18 protein-coding genes are annotated in these 19,331 nt (G+C 58.8%); 12 read left to right on the top strand and 6 right to left on the bottom strand.

Annotated elements, in window-relative coordinates; all coding sequences use genetic code 11:
• Positions 1–6 precede the first annotated feature (6 nt).
• Complete coding sequence (locus tag AC6I7A_RS18545; RefSeq protein ID WP_058956921.1) at positions 7–507, top strand: GNAT family N-acetyltransferase; 501 nt, start codon at positions 7–9, stop codon at positions 505–507.
• A gap of 35 nt (positions 508–542) precedes the next feature.
• On the opposite strand, the gene AC6I7A_RS18540 is transcribed toward AC6I7A_RS18545, so the two are convergent.
• The 4 genes from AC6I7A_RS18540 to AC6I7A_RS18525 all read right to left on the bottom strand — a co-directional run bounded on the left by AC6I7A_RS18540 (position 543) and on the right by AC6I7A_RS18525 (position 3,553).
• Entirely contained in the window at positions 543–1,460 is a 918-nt protein-coding gene (locus tag AC6I7A_RS18540; protein WP_058956922.1) for a sugar ABC transporter substrate-binding protein, read from the bottom strand.
• Between the two features lie 223 nt (positions 1,461–1,683).
• Complete coding sequence (locus tag AC6I7A_RS18535; RefSeq protein WP_230200826.1) at positions 1,684–2,070, bottom strand: hypothetical protein; 387 nt, start codon at positions 2,068–2,070, stop codon at positions 1,684–1,686.
• A gap of 93 nt (positions 2,071–2,163) precedes the next feature.
• The gene (locus AC6I7A_RS18530) at positions 2,164–2,553 is read right to left on the bottom strand and encodes a hypothetical protein (RefSeq protein WP_058956923.1); all 390 of its coding nucleotides are present in this window, start codon (positions 2,551–2,553) and stop codon (positions 2,164–2,166) included.
• Positions 2,543–3,553, bottom strand: a complete 1,011-nt coding sequence (locus AC6I7A_RS18525) for a hypothetical protein (RefSeq protein WP_058956924.1) — start codon at positions 3,551–3,553, stop codon at positions 2,543–2,545. Before AC6I7A_RS18525 ends, AC6I7A_RS18530 begins: the two co-directional genes overlap by 11 nt.
• A gap of 437 nt (positions 3,554–3,990) precedes the next feature.
• Here AC6I7A_RS18525 and AC6I7A_RS18520 point away from each other — a divergent pair, with 437 nt between their 5' ends.
• The 7 genes from AC6I7A_RS18520 to AC6I7A_RS18490 all read left to right on the top strand — a co-directional run bounded on the left by AC6I7A_RS18520 (position 3,991) and on the right by AC6I7A_RS18490 (position 12,923).
• Positions 3,991–5,157 (top strand): HD-GYP domain-containing protein, encoded by a 1,167-nt coding sequence (locus AC6I7A_RS18520; protein WP_009087920.1) that lies wholly within the window; start codon positions 3,991–3,993, stop codon positions 5,155–5,157.
• 108 nt (positions 5,158–5,265) lie between these two features.
• On the top strand, positions 5,266–5,355 hold the full coding sequence (kdpF, locus tag AC6I7A_RS18515) for a K(+)-transporting ATPase subunit F (RefSeq protein ID WP_009087918.1): 90 nt from the start codon (positions 5,266–5,268) through the stop codon (positions 5,353–5,355).
• Complete coding sequence (gene kdpA, locus AC6I7A_RS18510; protein WP_058956926.1) at positions 5,355–7,043, top strand: potassium-transporting ATPase subunit KdpA; 1,689 nt, start codon at positions 5,355–5,357, stop codon at positions 7,041–7,043. The genes kdpF and kdpA overlap by 1 nt, the downstream gene beginning before the upstream one ends.
• Positions 7,040–9,088 carry a potassium-transporting ATPase subunit KdpB gene (gene kdpB / locus AC6I7A_RS18505; protein WP_058956927.1) on the top strand — a complete coding sequence of 683 codons (2,049 nt, stop codon included), beginning with the start codon at positions 7,040–7,042 and terminating at the stop codon, positions 9,086–9,088. Before kdpA ends, kdpB begins: the two co-directional genes overlap by 4 nt.
• 10 nt (positions 9,089–9,098) lie before the next feature.
• Positions 9,099–9,665, top strand: a complete 567-nt coding sequence (gene kdpC / locus AC6I7A_RS18500) for a potassium-transporting ATPase subunit KdpC (protein ID WP_058956928.1) — start codon at positions 9,099–9,101, stop codon at positions 9,663–9,665.
• Between the two features lie 30 nt (positions 9,666–9,695).
• Positions 9,696–12,371: a two-component system sensor histidine kinase KdpD gene (kdpD, locus tag AC6I7A_RS18495; protein ID WP_058956929.1), complete on the top strand. Its 2,676-nt coding sequence runs from the start codon at positions 9,696–9,698 to the stop codon at positions 12,369–12,371.
• A gap of 54 nt (positions 12,372–12,425) precedes the next feature.
• Complete coding sequence (locus tag AC6I7A_RS18490; RefSeq protein ID WP_009087908.1) at positions 12,426–12,923, top strand: TIGR00645 family protein; 498 nt, start codon at positions 12,426–12,428, stop codon at positions 12,921–12,923.
• Between the two features lie 93 nt (positions 12,924–13,016).
• Here AC6I7A_RS18490 and AC6I7A_RS18485 read toward each other — a convergent pair whose 3' ends face one another.
• Positions 13,017–13,973 carry a LysR family transcriptional regulator gene (locus AC6I7A_RS18485; protein WP_058956930.1) on the bottom strand — a complete coding sequence of 319 codons (957 nt, stop codon included), beginning with the start codon at positions 13,971–13,973 and terminating at the stop codon, positions 13,017–13,019.
• Positions 13,974–14,066: 93 nt separating this feature from the next.
• On the opposite strand from AC6I7A_RS18485, the gene AC6I7A_RS18480 reads away from it, so the two are divergent.
• From AC6I7A_RS18480 to AC6I7A_RS18465, 4 genes are all read left to right on the top strand, one after another.
• Complete coding sequence (locus AC6I7A_RS18480) at positions 14,067–15,269, top strand: MFS transporter (RefSeq protein WP_009087904.1); 1,203 nt, start codon at positions 14,067–14,069, stop codon at positions 15,267–15,269.
• Positions 15,270–15,331: 62 nt separating this feature from the next.
• Complete coding sequence (locus AC6I7A_RS18475; protein ID WP_009087902.1) at positions 15,332–16,678, top strand: cation:proton antiporter; 1,347 nt, start codon at positions 15,332–15,334, stop codon at positions 16,676–16,678.
• 22 nt (positions 16,679–16,700) lie between these two features.
• Positions 16,701–17,045, top strand: a complete 345-nt coding sequence (locus AC6I7A_RS18470) for a hypothetical protein (protein ID WP_009087900.1) — start codon at positions 16,701–16,703, stop codon at positions 17,043–17,045.
• A 167-nt stretch (positions 17,046–17,212) separates the two neighbouring features.
• Positions 17,213–18,130 (top strand): alpha/beta hydrolase, encoded by a 918-nt coding sequence (locus AC6I7A_RS18465; protein ID WP_058956931.1) that lies wholly within the window; start codon positions 17,213–17,215, stop codon positions 18,128–18,130.
• Positions 18,131–18,234: 104 nt separating this feature from the next.
• On the opposite strand, the gene AC6I7A_RS18460 is transcribed toward AC6I7A_RS18465, so the two are convergent.
• Positions 18,235–19,314 (bottom strand): porin, encoded by a 1,080-nt coding sequence (locus AC6I7A_RS18460; RefSeq protein ID WP_058956932.1) that lies wholly within the window; start codon positions 19,312–19,314, stop codon positions 18,235–18,237.
• Between the last annotated feature and the right edge of the window lie 17 nt (positions 19,315–19,331).

Below are 19,331 nucleotides of genomic sequence, written 5' to 3'. Positions count from 1 at the left end.
GAAAATATGGAAATTGTCATACGGGCACGGGAACCGCAGGATGCTGCCGCCTATCAGCGGCTTTACAGTCACCCCGATGTTTACCCCTGGACACTGCAACTGCCGTTTCCCAGCGTCGCCCTCTGGGAGAAAAAATTCGCCAGGATGGATGCAGAGGGTTTTGTTGCGTTTGTCGCCGAAATCGACGGCGTGCTGGCCGGTGAGCTGACGCTGTTCGTCGACAGTAAGCCGCGCACCCGCCACTGCATCAGCTTTGGGCTGGGGATACATCCTGACTTTGCCGGACGCGGCGTCGGCGAGCGCCTGATCCGCACCGCGATGAACTATGCCCGCAACTGGCTGGGGATCACCCGGATGGAGCTGGAGGTGTTTCACGACAACGAACGGGCGCTGCGGCTCTACCAGCGGCTGGGCTTTGAACGGGAAGGAATGAAGCGCCAGGCTGCCCTGCGTGACGGGCAGCTGCGCGATGTCGTGATGATGGCGAAGCTGCTGAACGACGCGTAATAAATGGCGCGGTCACGCGGCCGCGCCAGTCTGCGTCACGGATTCTTCGTGCTGTATTGCTGCATATTCTGCTGCGTGACCAGCTCAAACGGGATCCACTGATGGGACGCTACCTTCTGGCCTTTAATCATCTGCTGCGCCACCTCAACCGATTTTCTGCCCTGACCCACGGCATCCTGGAAAACCGTGACCGCCAGTTTGCCGCTCGCCAGCGCTTTCAGGCCATCCGGCGTGGCATCAATACCGCCTACCAGAATGGTTTTCTTCGGCTTCGCCTGCGCGATCGCCATAGTGGCACCAATCGCCATTTCATCGTTGTTGGCGGCGACAATATCGATATCTTCGCCGTTCGACAGCCAGCTAAGCATTAAATCCATTCCCTCGTTGCGCGCATAGTTGGCGGTCTGTTTCAGCACCACTTTCATCCCGGGATACTTTGCGACCACCTGCTCCACATCCCGGGTGCGCTGCAACGCACCCGCATCGCTAAGATTACCGATCATAATGGCGACCCGGCCACGATAGCCGGCCTGTTTTGCCAGCGCCTCCATCTGCAGCGTGCCCGATTCGCGCTCATCTGAGCCGACAAACACCACGCCCGGAGGCAGGGTTTTATCGCCCGGCGTGCGGTTAACGTAAACCAGCGGAATGTGAGCCTGCTGCGCCAGGCGGGTCAGGGCAGGGGTGCTGGCGGAGTCGACCGGATCGACGATAATCGCATCCACTCCGGCGCTGATAAAGCTCTGCACCTGATCGGTCTGACGACCCACATCGCCGCGCGCATCTTCAAACTGCGCATCCAGCTTTTGCGCTTTTGCCTCCTTGTCGATCGCCTGGCGGATAAGGGTGAGAAAGTTCTGGTCGAAATAGGCCATCGACACGCCAATTTTCTCTGCCAGCGCCGACGTGGAAAGAGCGAGCAGACAGAGAATTGCCCATGCACATTTTTTCATTGCGGACTCCCGAGGTTAACCGGATGGAATGGATTTTTCATTTATTTTGAGAATGGACAAATAAGATCATTTGCAGCTTATGAAGGAGAGCCAGCTTTGACAACCGCCTCTTTTCACTCTTGCTGGCGCCGCCACACTTTGCCGGAAAAGCGTGGCGTTATTGCTGCGCGCACTGCGGCAGAGAGACAGGGTTTTCGCGCTTTTGTGCAGCGCCCTGTCTGAATTAAGGCAGCAGCAGACTCAACATTCCGGCAGCAACAAAAAACGCCGTCGCGGTAACCCACAGGTAATAGAAAAACATCATCCAGGCCTGGAGGTTTACATCAGGTTCATCGAAGAAAGAGCAGGCAGGATCATCATGACGCATAAATAAGATTCTTTTTTTATGCGATAGCCTGATAAAAAAGCGTATCACTATAATGGCACCAAAAAATCCCGTCATATGATGAAACGAGGCCGGAGCAGGAAAAAGATATTTTTCTTTATATCGTGCTATCAGATAATAATATTCTTCTCTTTTTAAGAGATAAACAATTAAAGAAAGCAATATCATTGCACTGCCTGATAATGCAAAAAAGAGTCCCATTTCCGCTATTATTTTATTTGTCATTATAAAATGATTAACCACTTTTCGGAGCCTCTGTCTGCTGTGCCTTCCCCGGCAGGCGCTGCGCAGGGAGTTACGCTGACGCCAGCACGGGCTTTAAGGCAAAAGCAGACCAAAAACAGCGAACAGGATATAACATGCCGTAGCGGCAAACCACAGCAGCGAATAAAGTTTCATCCAGGAATGAATCTGATGTTTTTTGTCATCAAAAAAGGCATAACCGGGATCGTTAAGGGAAATAAATCGTATTTTCTTTCTTTGGCTTAATTTTATGAAAAATCGTAAAAGCGGAAACACGCCGAAAAATCCCATCGTGTAATAAAAGGCGCAGGGGCCAGGCAAGGTATATTTTTCCCGATAAGAGGAAACAAGACCATAATAATCCTGTCTTTTGATCAAAAACAGAACAAGCGACAGCACCAGAAGGCAGCAGCCCAGCCCACCAAAAAATAACGCTGTATCAGCCAGTAATGCGTTAGTTATCATAATATTCTATTACTTTCTTAAATATAGCATCTACGCCTGAGCCGACAGCATATCCACCAGCAACAGATCCTACAACTGCGCATGCAACACCACCTGCCCCTGCTGTCGCTATTCCAATAGCTGCACAACCAGCCAGCGCAACAGAACTACCCCATACACCTCCGAGCATTCCACCACCTGTGGCAAGGGCAAATTTTGAATAATCTTTGACAGCAATATTTCCACATTCTCCTTCACGCCCTTTGCTGCAGGCATCAACCACATCATTAGTCGTTCCTGCAAAGGCAAATCCAATACCGATAAGTCCACCCATCTTTAAAAAACGCGCCGCTCTGGCCGCATTGCCGACATAGTATGAATATCCCGGAATGCCTCCTATACCAGCGGTGGACCACTCGTGGACAATCGAACGGCTGGAAAGATTTAATGCGCGCTTCATGTTTTCATATTGTCTGAATTTAATGGTATATCTCGCAAGGGATTTTAACAGCGGCTTATTAACCAGTTCTTTTAGCTGATGCAGTAACTGATTACGTTCAACGAAGAACTGCTGGCCGATTAACGATCCCTGCGTGCGATATTGATTCTGATAGCTGGCCTCGATTTTTCTCAGGATCTGTTCGATAGCATTAAAATATTTTTCACCTGCATCCCCCGCAGTGCTGAAGATCTTGTCTCCGGCACCTGTCAACGCAGCGATTATTCCATAATGTTTTTGCATAAAACTGGCATCATCGCCGTTTACACCAACGAATGCTGAATTGGTCTTATTCTTAGCCTGCCGGAGGGTTGCCAGCATCTGCCTTGTAAGCGAATCCGGCGTGTCAGGATCAGCCACAATGAGGATTTGTCCAGGTTTGAGATAGGGTGTATCCGCATTAAGTGTCATAAACAGACTGGTAGCCGGTGAACGGATATCTCTGAATAGCTCTCGCGCCTGATATTCCAGTGTTCCAGGGTGTTCCACCACGCAATATCCGGGGGCCAGGTTATGTGCCATGCTTCCATTCTCCGCCGTTCAAAACAGGGTTAAGAATATCCTTTTAGTACCAATTATATTCAAGAGATCTGCGTGATAAATCGAAGTAATCCTACTCAATTCTTGCAAAAAATACGTGGTGTGTGATGCATTCTTAATTGTTATGGATACATAATTTTTCTAAGAATTCACCCTTACAATTATGCCATTCGTTAAGAATAGGAGGGCAGGCTTAACCATCCGGCGCCTGTGTGGAAGTGCTAAATCTGACCTGAATGATTACGCGTTTTGATCTGCCTGGTACGAATCCGGGCATTGATCTGTCGTTCTGTTTGAGGACAATCACCTCTCCTCTGACCACTCCCCTGAACGCCGCCGCCGCACAAAACAGCCTGAAGAAAATTTGTCCAGCTGCCGATATCACCTTATCTCCCTCGCTGAGCTTAAGGAGTGATAGCGTGATAAAGCTGATTACCATTGATGAACTGCGCCCGGGGATGTTTATCCACAAGCTGGAAGTCTGGTGGATCAAAGACCAGCGCATTCGTAATGAGATGCTGATCGCCGATCCACGACAAATTGCCCTGTTACGCAGTGAAGGGATCCGCCAGCTCTGGATCGATCTCGATCGTTCAGTGCAGGCCCCGATCGCCACCGTGGTCGCGAAAAAAACCATTGGTCGTACCCCCTTTTTTCAGGAACTCGATCAGGCCCAGCAGATCTTCCAGCAGGGCAAACCGAAAGTCCTGGCGATGTTCAACGAAGCGCGGCTGGGTAACGGCCTGAAGCTCGATTATATGATGAATCTGGTGGATGAAATCGCCGGATCGATCACGCGTGAACCTTCCGCCATGCTGAGCGTGGCGCGGCTGAAGAATCATGATGACTATACCTACCTGCACTCCATGGCGGTCTGCGGGCTGATGATTGCGCTGGGTAAAACACTCGGGCTGAACGACCAGCAGCTGCGGCGGGTGGGCATGGGCGGTTTACTGCATGATGTCGGTAAAGCGGCCGTGCCGCTGGCGATCCTCAACAAAGCCGGCAAGCTGACTGACGAAGAGTTCAGGGTGATGCGCGAGCATCCGGTGGTTGGCACGCAGATGCTGATAGAAGCTGACGCCGATGACGATCTGCTGGATATCGCCCTGCATCATCATGAGAAATATGATGGCAGCGGCTACCCGCACGGCCTGAAAGGGGAGGCGATTTCGCTCTATGCCCGCATGGCGGCGGTGTGTGACGTCTATGATGCTGTGACCTCAACCCGTGCCTATCGCAACGGCTGGACGCCTGCTGAAGCGATGCATCAGATGCTGAGCTGGCGCGGCCATTTTGACCCCGGCCTGCTGCACACCTTTGTGCGTACCATCGGCATCTATCCGGTGGGATCGCTGGTGCGTCTCGCCTCCGGCCGGGTGGCGCTGGTGGTCAGAGCGGGTGAAAAGTCGCTGATGCGTCCCTGTGTGCATGTGTTCTGGTCGCTGCACGCCCAGCGCGAAGTTAAACCGGAGGAGCTCGACCTTGGCGACAGTTTCTGCACTGACAGCATTGTCGGCGCAGAGGACAGCACGCTGTGGGGTAATGTCGATCTTAATCGTATCTGGGCGCTGGAAGTCGCCTGATATTTCGCCATTTTTACACTATTTTTACGCCCGCCCGCTGCATTTTAACCCCTTCTTTATACGCCTCCGCGCAAGCTATGCCCTAAATCCAAACCTCTGGAGGTTCCTGTGAGCGTGGGCGTAATAACCGGCATTCTGCTGGTGGTGTTGTTACTGGGCTATCTGATCTATGCCCTGTTAAATGCGGAGGCCTTCTGATGGCGGCCAATGCTTTCTTACTTATCGCCGTTTATCTGCTGCTGCTGATGGTGCTGGCGCAGCCGCTCGGCCGGGGTCTGGCGTCGTTAGTGGCGGATAAGCCGGTGTTTGCCCGCCTTGAAGCGCCGCTGTGGCGACTGCTGGGGGCACAGCAATCTGACATGCGCTGGCCGCACTATCTGCTGGCCATTCTGCTGTTTAATGCGCTGGGTTTTGTCGTGCTGCTGGCGATTCTGCTGATGCAGGGGGCGCTGCCGCTCAATCCACAGCAGCTGCCTGACCTGAGCTGGCATCTGGCGCTCAACACCGCCATCAGCTTTGTTACCAACACTAACTGGCAGTCCTACAGCGGTGAGAGCACCCTGAGCTATTTCAGTCAGATGGTGGGCCTGACGGTGCAGAACTTCCTCTCTGCCGCGACCGGCATTGCGGTGGCATTTGCCCTGATCCGTGGCTTCGCGAATCGCAGCATCGCCACGCTGGGCAACGCCTGGCGCGACCTGACGCGCATCACGCTCTACGTCTTACTGCCCATCAGCCTGCTGATGGCGCTGTTCTTTGTCAGTCAGGGCAGCATTCAGAACGTCCTGCCTTATCACAGCCTCTCCACGCTGGAAGGCGCGCAGCAGACGCTGTCGATGGGGCCGGTGGCGTCGCAGGAGGCGATCAAAATGCTGGGCACCAACGGTGGCGGCTTCTTTAACGCCAACTCCGCCCATCCGTTTGAAAACCCGAATGTGCTCACCAACTTCGTGCAGATGCTGAGCATCTTCCTGATCCCGGCGGCGCTCTGCTTCGCGTTTGGCGAAAGCGTGCGTGACCGTCGTCAGGGCCACATGCTGCTGTGGGCGATGACGCTGATGTTTGTGGCGGCGGTGGCGGTGGTGATGTGGGCCGAACTGCAGGGCAACCCGCACTTCCTCCAGCTGGGGGCTGACAGCGCCGTCAATATGGAAGGCAAAGAGACGCGCTTTGGCATTCTTAACAGCAGCCTGTTTGCCGTGATCACAACGGCGGCCTCGTGCGGTGCGGTCAATGCCATGCACGACTCCTTTACCGCGCTGGGCGGGATGGTGCCGATGTGGCTGATGCAGCTGGGCGAAGTGGTGTTCGGCGGTGTCGGAGCCGGCCTCTATGGCATGCTGCTGTTTGTGCTGCTGGCGGTGTTTATCGCCGGGCTGATGATTGGCCGCACGCCGGAGTTTCTGGGTAAAAAAGTCGATGTCTGGGAGATGAAAATGACCGCCCTGGCGATTCTGGTCACCCCGGCGCTGGTGCTGATCGGCACCGCTCTGGCGATGATGACCGACGCCGGACGCAGCGCTATGGCAAACCCGGGCATTCACGGCTTTAGCGAAGTGCTTTACGCCGTCTCATCCGCGGCCAACAACAACGGCAGTGCCTTTGCCGGACTCAGCGCCAACACGCCGTTCTGGAACCTGTTACTGGCCGTCTGCATGCTGCTGGGCCGCTTCGGCATCATCATTCCGGTAATGGCGATTGCCGGGGCGATGGCGGCGAAAAAAGTGCAGCCGGTGGGCAATGGCACGCTGCCTACCCACGGCCCGCTGTTTATCGCACTGCTGATCGGTACGGTGCTGCTGGTCGGCGCACTGACCTTTATTCCTGCTCTGGCGCTGGGCCCGGTGGCTGAGCATCTGCAACTTGTTCAGGGACAATCCTCATGAGTCGTCAACAACAGGCGTTATTTGACGCAGCGCTGCTGCGCACCTCAGCCTGGGATGCGGTGAAAAAGCTCGATCCCCGGGTGCAGTTCCGTAACCCGGTGATGTTTGTGGTCTACCTCGGCAGCATCCTGACCTCGCTGCTGGCGCTGGCGATGCTGGCGGGCCGGATCGACGGCAGCGCCAGTTTTACCGGAGCGATTGCGCTCTGGCTCTGGTTTACCGTGCTGTTCGCCAATCTGGCGGAGGCGCTGGCAGAGGGGCGCAGTAAGGCCCAGGCGAGCAGCCTGAAAGGGGTGAAAAAGACCAGCTTTGCCAAAAAACTGTCAGCGGCGCGCTATGGCGCAGAGTGGCAGCAGGTGGCCGCCGATCAGCTGCGCAAAGGCGACGCGGTGCTGGTGGAAGCGGGCGACATCATTCCCTGCGACGGTGAAGTGCTGGAGGGTGGGGCCTCGGTGGATGAGAGCGCCATTACCGGCGAGTCCGCCCCGGTGATCCGCGAGTCGGGCGGGGACTTTGCCTCCGTGACCGGCGGGACCCGCATTCTCTCTGACTGGCTGGTGATCACCTGCAGCGCCAACCCGGGTGAAACCTTCCTCGACCGGATGATCGCCATGGTGGAAGGCGCGAAGCGTCGCAAAACGCCAAACGAGATTGCCCTGACCATCCTGCTGGTTTCGCTGACTATCGTCTTCCTGCTGGCGACCGTGACGCTCTGGCCTTTCTCGGCCTGGGGCGGAACGCCGGTCAGCGTTACGGTGCTGGTGGCGCTGCTGGTCTGTCTGATCCCGACCACGATTGGTGGCCTGCTGTCAGCAATTGGGGTGGCGGGGATGAGCCGGATGCTGGGCGCTAACGTCATCGCCACCAGCGGCCGTGCCGTTGAGGCCGCTGGCGATGTGGATGTGCTGATGCTGGATAAAACCGGCACCATCACCCTGGGTAACCGTCAGGCGACGCAGTTCCTGCCCGCGCCGGGCGTCAGCGAGGAGCAGCTGGCCGACGCGGCGCAGCTGGCGTCGCTGGCCGATGAGACGCCGGAGGGCCGCAGCATCGTGGTGTTGGCTAAACAGCAGTTTAACCTGCGTGAACGCGATCTCAGCAGCATGGGGGCTACCTTTATTCCCTTCTCGGCGCAGACCCGCATGAGCGGCGTCAACGTGCAGGACCGGCTGATCCGTAAAGGGGCGGTGGATGCGGTGCGTCGCCACATCGAAGCCAGTCATGGCCGTTTCCCGGCCGAGGTGAATGCTCAGGTCGAAGAGGTGGCGCGCACCGGGGGCACCCCGCTGGTCGTCGCCGAGGGCGCAAACGTGCTGGGCGTGGTGGCGCTGAAGGATATCGTAAAAGGCGGCATTAAAGAGCGCTTTGCCGAGCTGCGCAAGATGGGTATCAAAACCGTGATGATCACCGGCGATAACCCGCTGACGGCGGCAGCGATTGCGGCGGAAGCGGGCGTGGATGATTTTCTCTCTGAGGCGACGCCGGAAGCGAAGCTGGCGCTGATCCGCCAGTATCAGGCGGAAGGGCGTCTGGTCGCGATGACCGGCGACGGCACCAACGATGCGCCTGCGCTGGCACAGGCCGATGTGGCGGTGGCGATGAACTCCGGTACGCAGGCGGCGAAAGAGGCGGGCAACATGGTCGACCTCGACTCGAACCCGACCAAGCTGCTGGAAGTGGTGCACATCGGTAAACAGATGCTGATGACGCGCGGTTCGCTGACCACCTTCAGTATCGCCAACGACGTGGCGAAATATTTTGCGATCATCCCGGCGGCGTTTGCGGCGACCTATCCGCAGCTCAACATGCTCAACGTCATGCAGCTGCACTCGCCCGCCAGCGCAATCCTCTCAGCGGTGATCTTCAACGCTCTGGTGATTGTCTTTCTGATCCCGCTGGCCCTGAAAGGCGTCAGCTACCGGCCACTGAGTGCCGCTGCGCTGCTGCGCCGCAACCTGTTGATTTATGGGCTGGGCGGCCTGCTGGTGCCGTTTGTCGGCATCAAAGCTATCGATCTGCTGTTAGTGTTATCAGGCATGGCCTGAGGAGCAAAAAATGAGTCAGTTACGTCCGGCAATTTTACTGTTGTTACTGCTTACCCTGGTCACCGGCGTGGTTTATCCTTTCCTCACGACCAGCCTGGCGCAGTGGCTGTTTCCGGCGCAGGCGAATGGATCGCTGCTGGAGGAGGATGGCGTGGTGCGCGGATCCGCGCTGATTGGTCAGAACTTCACGCAGCCCGGTTATTTCTGGGGCCGCCCTTCAGCCACCAGCGACAAACCCGACAATCCGCTGGCCTCAGGGGGCAGCAATCTGGCAGCCAGTAACCCGGCGCTGGACAAAGCCGTCGCGGAGCGCGTCGCGGCGCTGCGGGCTGCTAATCCGCAGGCACCCGCCGCGGTGCCGGTTGAGCTGGTCACCACCTCAGCCAGCGGGCTGGACCCGGATATCTCGGCTGACGCCGCGTTGTGGCAGGCACCGCGCATCGCCGCCAGCCGGAAGCTGCCGTTGGCGCAGGTCGAGGCGCTGATCGACCAGCAGACGCATCGTCCGCTGACGCCATTCCTCGGCTCGCCGACAGTCAATGTGCTGCAGCTCAATATGGCGCTCAACGATCTGTAAGGGTGTTTCTGTTATGCCATTAAGGAAGCTATGAATCACGAACCCCAGCGTCCCGATCCCGACGCGCTGCTGCAGGCTAACCGCGAAACCCATCGCGGTCAGCTGAAAATCTACTTTGGTGCCTGTGCCGGTGTGGGCAAAACCTACGCCATGCTGCAGGAGGCGCAGCGGCTGCGCGCGCAGGGTCTGGATGTGCTGATCGGCGTGGTGGAGACCCATGAACGGCCGGAAACCGCGCAGCTGCTGACGGGATTACCCCTGTTGCCGCGTCGTGCGACCGGTCGCTCGCGTCATGCGGAGTTCGATCTCGATGCGGCACTGGCTCGCCATCCGGCGGTGATCCTGATGGATGAGCTGGCGCACACCAACGTGCAGGGCTCGCGCCATCCCAAGCGCTGGCAGGACATCGAAGAGCTGCTTGAAGCGGGCATCGACGTGCTGACCACCGTCAACGTGCAGCATCTTGAGAGCCTCAACGATGTGGTCGGGGGCGTCACCGGCATTCAGGTGCGCGAAACCGTGCCCGATCCCTTTTTCGACAGCGCCGATGAGGTGGTGCTGGTCGATCTGCCGCCCGACGATCTGCGTCAGCGGCTGAAAGAGGGCAAGGTCTACATTGGTGACCGGGCAGAGCGCGCCATCGAAAACTTTTTCCGCAAAGGTAACCTGTTCGCGCTGCGTGAGCTGGCCCTGCGCCGCACCGCCGATCGGGTGGATGACCAGATGCGCGCCTGGCGCGATCAGCAGGGGCGGGATCGCGTCTGGCACACCCGCGACGCCATTCTGCTCTGCATCGGCGACGACAGCGGCAGTGAGAAGCTGGTGCGCACGGCCGCCCGGCTGGCGGCGCGGCTCGGCAGTGAATGGCATGCGGTCTATGTCGAAACGCCCCGTCTTCACCGGCTGCCGGAAGGACGGCGGCGGGCGATTCTGCGCACGCTGCAGCTGGCGCAGGAGCTGGGGGCGGAAACCGCCACCCTCTCCGAGCCGGATGAAGCCGAAGCGGTGCTGGGCTACGCGCGTGAACATAATCTGGGCAAAATCGTCACCGGCCGCCGTCCGCTGCGGCGCTGGCGGCGTGACAGTTTTGCCGAGCGGCTCGGCCAGCTGGGACCGGATCTCGACCTGCTGGTGGTGGCGCTGGATGAACCGCTGAAGGATGCGCCGCATCCGCTGCCGGATGGCCGCCCGACCAGCGATAAATGGCGGATTCAGCTGCGTGGCGTGATGATGGCGCTGGTGCTCTGCATCGCCGTTACCGCCGCCGGGCAGTCGGTGCTGATCAACTTCGATCCCGCCAACTGCGTGATGATCTACCTGCTGGCGGTGGTGATCGTGGCGCTGCGCTACGGGCGCTGGCCGTCGGTGATCGCCACGGTGATGAATATCGTCGCCTTCGACCTCTTCTTTGTGGCCCCCACCGGCACGGTGGCGGTCTCCGACCTGCAATATCTGGTCACCTTTGGTGTGATGCTGGCGGTCGGGGTCATCGTCGGCAACCTCACGGCGGGCGTCCGCTATCAGGCGCGGGTGGCACGCTACCGTGAACAGCGTGCGCGACAGCTCTATGAGATGGCGAAATCGCTGGGCAGCGCCTTAACGCCTCAGGATATCGCGGCGACCAGCCAGCGGGTGCTGGATGCCACCCTGCAGGCGCGCTGCCTGCTGCTGCTGCCGGATGAGCAGGGCGAACTGCAGCCGGTCGGTGAGGCGTTACCGGCCAGCGAACCGGACCGCGCTATCGCGAAGTGGAGCTACAGCAAAGGCCAGCCGGCGGGAGCGGGCACCGATACGTTACCGGCGGTGCCTTATCAGATCCTGCCGCTGAAAAGCGGCGCGCACTGCCGGGGCCTGCTGGTGGTGGAGCCGCAGAATCTGCGTCAGCTGATGATCCCTGAACAGCAGCGGCTGGTGGAAACCTTCACGGTGCTGATTGCTAACGCGCTGGAGCGGATGGCGCTGTCGCACAGCGAGGCGGCATCGCGGCTGTCGGCGGAGCGGGAACAGCTGCGCAATGCGCTGCTGTCCGCCCTGTCACACGATCTGCGCACCCCGCTGACTGTGCTGTTTGGTCAGGCGGAAATGCTGATGCTCGACCTGGCCAGCGACAACTCAAAATATGTGCCGCAGGCCAGCCAGATCCGCGAGCAGACGCTGAGTACCATCCGGCTGGTCAGCAATATGCTGGATATGGCGCGCATTCAGTCGGGCGGCCTCAATCTGCGTGAAGAGTGGCTGGCGCTGGAGGAGGTGATTGGCGGGGCGCTGAGCAGCATGGCGCCGTCGCTGAAAGGGCATGAGGTGCAGCTCGACCTGCCGGACGATATCGTGCTGATCAAAGGCGACAGCACACTGCTGGAGCGGGTCTTCACTAACCTGATTGAAAACAGCCTGAAGTATGCCGGTAACTGTGCGCCGCGCGGCATCCGGGCGTGGCGTGCCGCAAACCGGCTGGAGATCTCGGTCTGGGATGGCGGGCCGGGCATCGCTGAAGGGGACTTAAGCCGGATATTCGATAAGTTTTCGCGCGGTGATAAGGAGTCTGCCGTACCGGGCGTCGGGCTGGGGCTGGCGATCTGTAAAACCATCATTGAGAGCCACGGCGGCCAGATCTGGGCGGAGAATCGGACCGAAGGCGGCGCGGCCTTTCGTCTCTCGCTTCCCCTGCCGCCGGTTCCGGAAATTTCTGACGACGAGCTGAAATAACTTCACAGTGAATCGGTTATACTCCCGGACCTGTCTGATTACGTGTGGGATTGTATGGAACGTTTTACCGAAAACCTGATGTATGCATCGCGCTGGTTGCTGGCCCCGGTTTACATTGGACTTTCGCTGGGATTGCTGGCGCTGACGATTAAATTTTTCCAGGAAATAGTCCACCTGCTGCCCAACATTTTCAGCATTGCGGAAAACGATCTGATCCTGCTGCTGCTGTCGCTGGTCGATATGACGCTGGTTGGCGGTCTGCTGGTGATGGTGATGCTGTCAGGCTATGAGAACTTTATCTCGAAGCTCGATATCGACGAAGACAAAGAGAAGCTGAGCTGGCTGGGCAAGATGGACTCCGGCTCACTGAAGAACAAAGTGGCCGCCTCTATTGTCGCCATCTCTTCGATTCACCTGCTGCGGGTGTTTATGGAAGCGCGCAACGTCGATAATGATAAGCTGATGTGGTACGTGATTATCCACCTGACCTTCGTGCTCTCCGCCTTTGTCATGGGCTGGCTCGATAAGCTGTCACGCTACGATAAAAAGTAACGCATTCCCTTTCCGGCGCGCCGCTAATGCGGGCGCCTGCTCTGCCTCCTCCTCCCGCGTCTCTCTACCCAAATCCGCTAGCTGTCTCCGTTGTTACTCCGCCCTGTCTGAGTGAGCCGGTTGTGAGGCCGGACGGGTGCCGGTCAGCTGCGGCATCACCTCTTTGATCATGGCAAAGAAGTGTTGCAGCCTGGCCGGGTAGTAACTCGCCCACGGATAGGTCAGCCACACCGGCAGCGGCGGGGCCTGCCACGCGGGCATCAGCTGAATCAGTTTGCCCTCCGCCAGATCCTCCTGCACCGCCCACGATGAGACAATCGCCGCCCCCATGCCGGCCAGTGCCGCTTTACGCACGGCGTAAAGGCTGTCGCTGCTCAGCCGCGGCATAATCGGCAGGTTCAGCGGCTGGCCGTCATCTATTTTCTGCAACGCCACTTCATTACGGTAAAAGCTGGTGAGCGCCAGCCACGGCAGATCGCCCAGCTGTTCCACCCGCTCAATCGGCGGAAACTGGTCCAGCAGGCGCGGCGCCGCCACCACGAAACGCGGCACTTCTGCCAGCAGAACCGCCACGACCGACGGATCGCTGGGCGCGCCGACCTGAATGGCACAGTCCACATTCTCCGCGATGAAGTCGGGTGTGCGGTCATTCAGCATCCACTCTATATTGAGTCGGGGATAGCGGTGCAGATAGTCCACCAGGGGATCGATCAGCTGATCCTGACCAAAGGCGTGCGGGGCGCGAACCCGCAGCGTGCCGATGGGTTCGTCACTGGCCCCGGTCAGCTCATCTTCCAGCGCATGCCACGTGGCCAGCAGCTGCCGCGCCTGGGCGTAGCAGCGTTCGCCATCATCGGTGAGCTTCAGCGCATGGGTCGTGCGCAGAATGAGCTTCAGGCCGAGCCGCTGCTCCAGGATTTGCAGCCGCCGGCTGACGGTAGGCTGGGTGGTGCCGAGCTGTGCTGCAGCGGCGGAGAGGCTGCCGCTCTCAACAATACGGATAAAAGTCTGCATCAGTTCGATGCGGTCGCTGCCACTGGAATGATTCATACGCTCCACGCATAACGGTTTTGCCTGACGTCAGTCTACCGCGTATAACCGCAATGCGCTTAAATAGCGGCACGAAATGATGAGGATGACACCATGTCAGCAATAGAAAACCCAACCCGAAACGAACCGCTCTCCGCTCCGCTGGTCTTCACCCTGGCCGCCGGGGCCGGGCTCAGCGTGGCTTCGATTTACTACAGTCAGCCAATGCTGGATATCATCAGTAAGCAGTTCAGTGCGGGGATCGGCGCGGTCGGCATGGTGCCGATGCTGACGCAGGCGGGCTATGCGCTGGGCATCCTGCTGCTGGCCCCGCTGGGCGATCGCCATGACCGGCGCACGATTATCTTTATCAAGGGTCTGCTGCTGGTCGCCGCACTGCTGCTGTGTGGCTTTTCCGCGGGGCTCAGCGCGCTGCTGATCGCCAGCTTTGTGACCGGCCTGACCGCCACCGTGGCGCAGGATATTGTCCCGGCGTCGGCGGCGCTGGCTCCGGAACGCAGCCGGGGTAAAACGGTCGGCACGGTGATGACCGGCCTGCTGGTGGGGATTCTGCTGTCGCGGGTCGTCAGTGGCGTGGTGGCAGAGTATTTCGGCTGGCGCACCATGTATCTGATTGCGGCGCTGTCGGTGCTGCTGATTACGCTGACGCTCAGGCGGGTGCTGCCACGCTTTACGCCGGGCACCACCGTAAGCTATCCGCGCCTGTTGCTGTCGCTGGTGCATCTGTGGCGTCACCACCAGACGCTGCGCCGCGCCGCCCTGGCTCAGGGACTGCTGTCGGTAGGGTTCAGCGCCTTCTGGTCGACGCTGGCGTTAATGCTCAGCGATCGCTTTCATCTGGACAGCGCCGTGGCCGGGGCCTTTGGCTTAGCCGGGGCGGCGGGGGCGATGGCGGCCCCGCTGGCGGGCAGTTTTGCCGATCGCATCGGCCCGGCGCGGGTCACCCAGGCCGGTGCCGCCCTGGTGACGCTCTCTTTTGCGCTGATGTTCCTGCTGCCCGTGCTGCCTGTCCCGGCGCAGCTGGCGCTGATTGTGATTTGTACCATTGGCTTTGATCTGGGCGTGCAGGCCACGCTGGTCGCGCACCAGACGCTGGTTTATGGCCTGGCACCTGAAGCACGCAGTCGCCTCAATGCGCTGCTGTTCACCGTGGTGTTTATCGGTATGGCCAGCGGGGCGGCACTGGGCAGCCTGGCGCTGGCGCACTGGGGCTGGAATGGGGTGGTTGCGCTCTCTACCTTAGCCGGGGCGGCCGCGCTGGCGGTGCGCTTCGCCAGTCGCCACCTGAAAAACTGATCGTCTCGCCCTTCAAAAAATGTGCCAGGCTTATTGATAAACCCGAAATAAGCTGGAGCATTATGAACTTTTTAGCCTGGACAGCAGCGACGGGCGGCCTTCTGCTGCTGATGTCGCTGGCTTCCGGTTGGATTCACCGGGGGCCAGTCACCTCATTTGGTCTGTTTCTTATCGCGGGCATACTGTGCGGCCCGTGGGCGTTTGATGTGGTCCACATCGATATCGTCACTCATTCCGAGGCCGTGGCCCACATTACCGAAATCACCATGGCCGCCTCGCTGTTTATCACCGGACTCAAGCTGCGTCTGCCGTTACAGAATAACTGCTGGCACACCGGACTGAAACTCGCCTTTCCCGCCATGCTGCTGACCGTGGCGGCAATGACCCTGCTGGCCCATTTCCTGGTGGGATTAGACTGGCCGGTTGCGCTGGCGTTTGGTGCCATTGTCGCGCCGACAGATCCGGTGCTGGCCAGCCTCATCTCGGTAAACGATGCGCAGGATGATGACTCGCTGCGGGTGGCGATCTCCAGCGAAGCGGGCATGAACGACGGCTCCGCGCTGCCGCTGCTGGTGCTGGCGCTGCTGCTGTTCAATGGCGAGAGCCTGAGCGGGGGGATGCTGGCTCACTGGGGCGCGGTCGAGGTGATCTGGGCGATTGGCGCCGGGCTGCTTATCGGCTTTGTCATGGGGCAGATGATTGGTGTGCTGACGACCCGGTTGCGCAATGCCAACGGCGATGTGGCCCCCAACGATTTCCTCGCGCTGGCGCTGATCGCGCTGAGTTATTCGCTGGTGGAGTGGCTGGGCGCCTCTGGCTTCCTGGCCGCCTTTGCCGCCGGACTGGGGCTACGCCGCGCCGAGCTGGGGGTGTTTCGCCGTCATCAGCCTGAGGATCTCTCTGATGATGAACGCGTTCTCCCCTCTGAGGCGCTGGTCAATCCCAATAAGCGGCTGGCGCACCAGGGCAATAACAATATGGTGAAGTCGATTGGGTTTGTAGTAGGCGACGCCCTCTCTTTTGGCGATACTATTGAACGTCTGCTGGCGGCTGGCATGATGGTGGTGCTGGGCGTGACGCTGGCACAGCACTGGAATATCTACGGCGTGCTGCTGGGCCTGGTGCTGTTTGTGGTGGTGCGCCCGCTGGCCGTCTGGCTGGTCACGCTGCGCGCCGGGCTGCCGCTGGGTCAGCGTCTGCTGATTGGCTGGCTGGGCATCCGCGGAATCGGCAGCCTGAACTATATTGCCTATGCCTGGACGCACGGCATGGAAGGCCCGCAGATGGAAATCATGACGAATATGGCGTTAACGCTGGTGGTCTGTAGCGTGGTTGTCCACGGCACCACCGTGTCGCCGCTGCTGAACTGGCGTCAGAAGCGCATCGAAGCCCTTCAGCGCAAAGTTTAATCCGAACAAACAGGAGTGAAGAATGAAAGTAACCCAGATTATCCTGCTGAGCCTGCTCGCCTCCGGCAGCGCGCTGGCGGCGGACGACGCTGACACCGAACAGAATGTCTACGCCAGTCAGCTGTGTCACATCGTCAGCAGTGAAAAAAAGGTCGCCAGCGCGGATCAGTATGTGGAGCAGATGAAATCTGACGTGGCGCGCAGTAAATCCTCATCGGCGATGAATCAGCCCGAATTTGATGAAGAATCGGCGCGGGAAGTCGCCAGTGCCTGGCTGCAGCTGGGTGACGATGAACGCGCCAAACTGCGCGTCAACGAACAGCAGTGTGAGCAGGCTGTGATGGCGCAGTTCCAGCAGGAAGATTAACCGGGCCGCACGGTATAAAACGCGCCTGCGGGGCGCGTTTTTTTATGGCTTTTCACCCGGCATTGCGTACATAATCGCCAGCGTCTGGCACCAGACTTGCATCTGTTGATTCTTTTGCAGCACACCGCAACGGTCTGCTCTCTTACTGGCATCACTTAACAGGCACTATGATTACGCGTCGACGCTTTATTCTCGGCACGGGAGCGCTTGGGCTCTCCATGACCACCGGCAAATTATTTGCCCGCGATGACATTATTCCCCTCTGGCCGGACGACCCGCCCGGCGGCGGTGGCCCGTCGGGCCAGCTGCATATTAACAGCAGCGGTTCGTGGTCCAATATCGTCAGCCCGGCGATCCAGCGTTTCAAACCGGAAAATCCCAACGGCGAAGCGGTGCTGATCGCCGCAGGCGGCGGCTATCGCTGGATCGGCATGGGGCGCGAAGCCTGGCCGGTGGCGCGCTGGCTGAACGCCAATGGCTACACCGCCTACGTGCTCAGCTACCGGCTGCCGCATGAGAAGTGGCAGGCGGGGCGGCTGGCTCCGCTGCAGGATGCGCAGCGTGCTATCCGGCTGGTGCGATCGTTTGAGCGCAGGGTGCATGTGCTGGGCTTCTCGGCCGGTGGCCATCTGCTGGGGCTGGCGGCGGCGCGCCCGGACTTTGAATCCTATCCGGCCATCGACCCGCTGGATGAAGTGGTGCCCGTCGTCGACAGCGTGGGCCTGATCTATCCGGTCATTACCCTGGAAGCGCCCTATCAGCACACCAGCACGCATCTGATGATGGTCGGCAAAAATGCCACCCCACAGGATGAGGCAAACTGGTCAGTGCAGAACTTTGTGACCCGGCGCTATCCGCCCACCTTCCTGGCGCAGGCGGAAGACGATCACACCTCCAACCCGTTTAACACCGAGCTGATGCGCGACACCTGTCGGCGTAATCGCGTGCCGGTTGAGCTGATTCAGATCAGCAAAGGCGGGCATGGGTTTGGTCTGGGCAAAGCGGGAACGCCCGCGGCGTTGTGGGATCAGGCCTATGTTAAGTGGCTGGAAACTCCTCATCAGGCTGCGTCCCCGGCCCTGTAATGTTTCCCCCTGCGGCTGACGTAAAAAAAGCTGGCATGAGCCAGCCTCGCTAAGTGCGTGTTGTCAGGTATGAAGCCATGCTGCACAAAACAGGAGCAGCCGGGTCAGAACTGATAGGTCAGGCCCAGACCGATACTGTTTTTCGTCGTAATGCCGGTGGCACGCGTAAAGTCGTTGTCCTTCAGCAGGTTAATGCGGTAGTCCACGTAGGTCAGCATGTTCTTGTTGAAATAGTAATAGGTGCCCACCGCAATATATTTCTGCATCGTCTGGCTGCCTCCGGCAAAATTCCCTGCGCCCTGCAGGTTTTCGCCACGCTGCATGACAAAACCGACAGAAGGGCGCAAACCGTTCAGGAACTGGTACTGCGCAATCGCCTCAACGTTATGGGTTTTGTCGGCGACCTGTGCCAGCTGTCCATAAGGCGTAACGTCACTGGCTTCGCCATACATGGCGGCCAGATAGAGCTGGCTGGCATCATATTTTGCAGAGGTGACCCAGGCGGTGGCATCGTCTCCCTGACCGTCAGCTTGCTGGATCAGCGTCCGTTTTGCTTTCATCCCTGCCGCCGCAATGCTCAGCCCATCGGTAATGCTGTAAGTCACGCCAGCACCGTAGCCATCCCCGTTAGCCACTTTAGCGGTGGCGCGGTCATTTTTTCCCTGATACTGCAGGGTCAGCTTTAACCCACCCCACGCCGGAGAGTGCCAGGTCGCGAGGCCGGTTGAGCGTTTTGACAGGAAGTTATCGTTGGTAGTCATGGTGCCGGAACCGTAGACCGGTGCCATATCCGTATAGGCAGAGGCAACGTACAGCACCCCAAAGCTACGGCCATAATCGAACGAGCCGAAGTCGGCCAGTTTCAGACCGGCAAATCCTAAGCGTGTGGCATTACCCGTTTGCGCGTCGCTACCGCCTTCACTGTGATTCAGCGGGAAATTATATTCCCATTGACCATAACCGCTAAGCCGATCGTTAATTTGCGTCTCACCTTTAAAACCCAGGCGTGCGTAAGAGTTGTCGCCATCTTCTGCAATATTATCTGAGAAAACATGACGCGCATCGACTTTACCGTACAGGTCGAGCTTATTTCCATCTTTATTATAAATCTCAGCGGAGTATGCAGAAAATGAGGCCAGAAAACAGATTGCATACGGCGCGGCGGCTTTTATTTTATTGTGCATATCATCTACCCTTATCC

The sequence above is a fragment of the Type-F symbiont of Plautia stali genome, from assembly GCF_059731105.1.
This window is presented reverse-complemented; position numbering and strand designations above follow the sequence as displayed.

Excerpts from the sequence above, each read along its gene's own strand:
- AC6I7A_RS18545 (WP_058956921.1), top strand. The coding sequence starts at position 7 with ATGGAAATTGTCATACGGGCACGGGAACCGCAGGATGCTGCCGCCTAT.
- AC6I7A_RS18540 (WP_058956922.1), bottom strand. The coding sequence starts at position 1,460 with ATGAAAAAATGTGCATGGGCAATTCTCTGTCTGCTCGCTCTTTCCACG.
- AC6I7A_RS18535 (WP_230200826.1), bottom strand. The coding sequence starts at position 2,070 with ATGACAAATAAAATAATAGCGGAAATGGGACTCTTTTTTGCATTATCA.
- AC6I7A_RS18530 (WP_058956923.1), bottom strand. The coding sequence starts at position 2,553 with ATGATAACTAACGCATTACTGGCTGATACAGCGTTATTTTTTGGTGGG.
- AC6I7A_RS18525 (WP_058956924.1), bottom strand. The coding sequence starts at position 3,553 with ATGGCACATAACCTGGCCCCCGGATATTGCGTGGTGGAACACCCTGGA.
- kdpA (WP_058956926.1), top strand. The coding sequence starts at position 5,355 with ATGGCGGCCAATGCTTTCTTACTTATCGCCGTTTATCTGCTGCTGCTG.
- kdpB (WP_058956927.1), top strand. The coding sequence starts at position 7,040 with ATGAGTCGTCAACAACAGGCGTTATTTGACGCAGCGCTGCTGCGCACC.
- kdpC (WP_058956928.1), top strand. The coding sequence starts at position 9,099 with ATGAGTCAGTTACGTCCGGCAATTTTACTGTTGTTACTGCTTACCCTG.
- kdpD (WP_058956929.1), top strand. The coding sequence starts at position 9,696 with ATGAATCACGAACCCCAGCGTCCCGATCCCGACGCGCTGCTGCAGGCT.
- AC6I7A_RS18490 (WP_009087908.1), top strand. The coding sequence starts at position 12,426 with ATGGAACGTTTTACCGAAAACCTGATGTATGCATCGCGCTGGTTGCTG.
- AC6I7A_RS18485 (WP_058956930.1), bottom strand. The coding sequence starts at position 13,973 with ATGAATCATTCCAGTGGCAGCGACCGCATCGAACTGATGCAGACTTTT.
- AC6I7A_RS18480 (WP_009087904.1), top strand. The coding sequence starts at position 14,067 with ATGTCAGCAATAGAAAACCCAACCCGAAACGAACCGCTCTCCGCTCCG.
- AC6I7A_RS18475 (WP_009087902.1), top strand. The coding sequence starts at position 15,332 with ATGAACTTTTTAGCCTGGACAGCAGCGACGGGCGGCCTTCTGCTGCTG.
- AC6I7A_RS18470 (WP_009087900.1), top strand. The coding sequence starts at position 16,701 with ATGAAAGTAACCCAGATTATCCTGCTGAGCCTGCTCGCCTCCGGCAGC.
- AC6I7A_RS18465 (WP_058956931.1), top strand. The coding sequence starts at position 17,213 with ATGATTACGCGTCGACGCTTTATTCTCGGCACGGGAGCGCTTGGGCTC.
- AC6I7A_RS18460 (WP_058956932.1), bottom strand. The coding sequence starts at position 19,314 with ATGCACAATAAAATAAAAGCCGCCGCGCCGTATGCAATCTGTTTTCTG.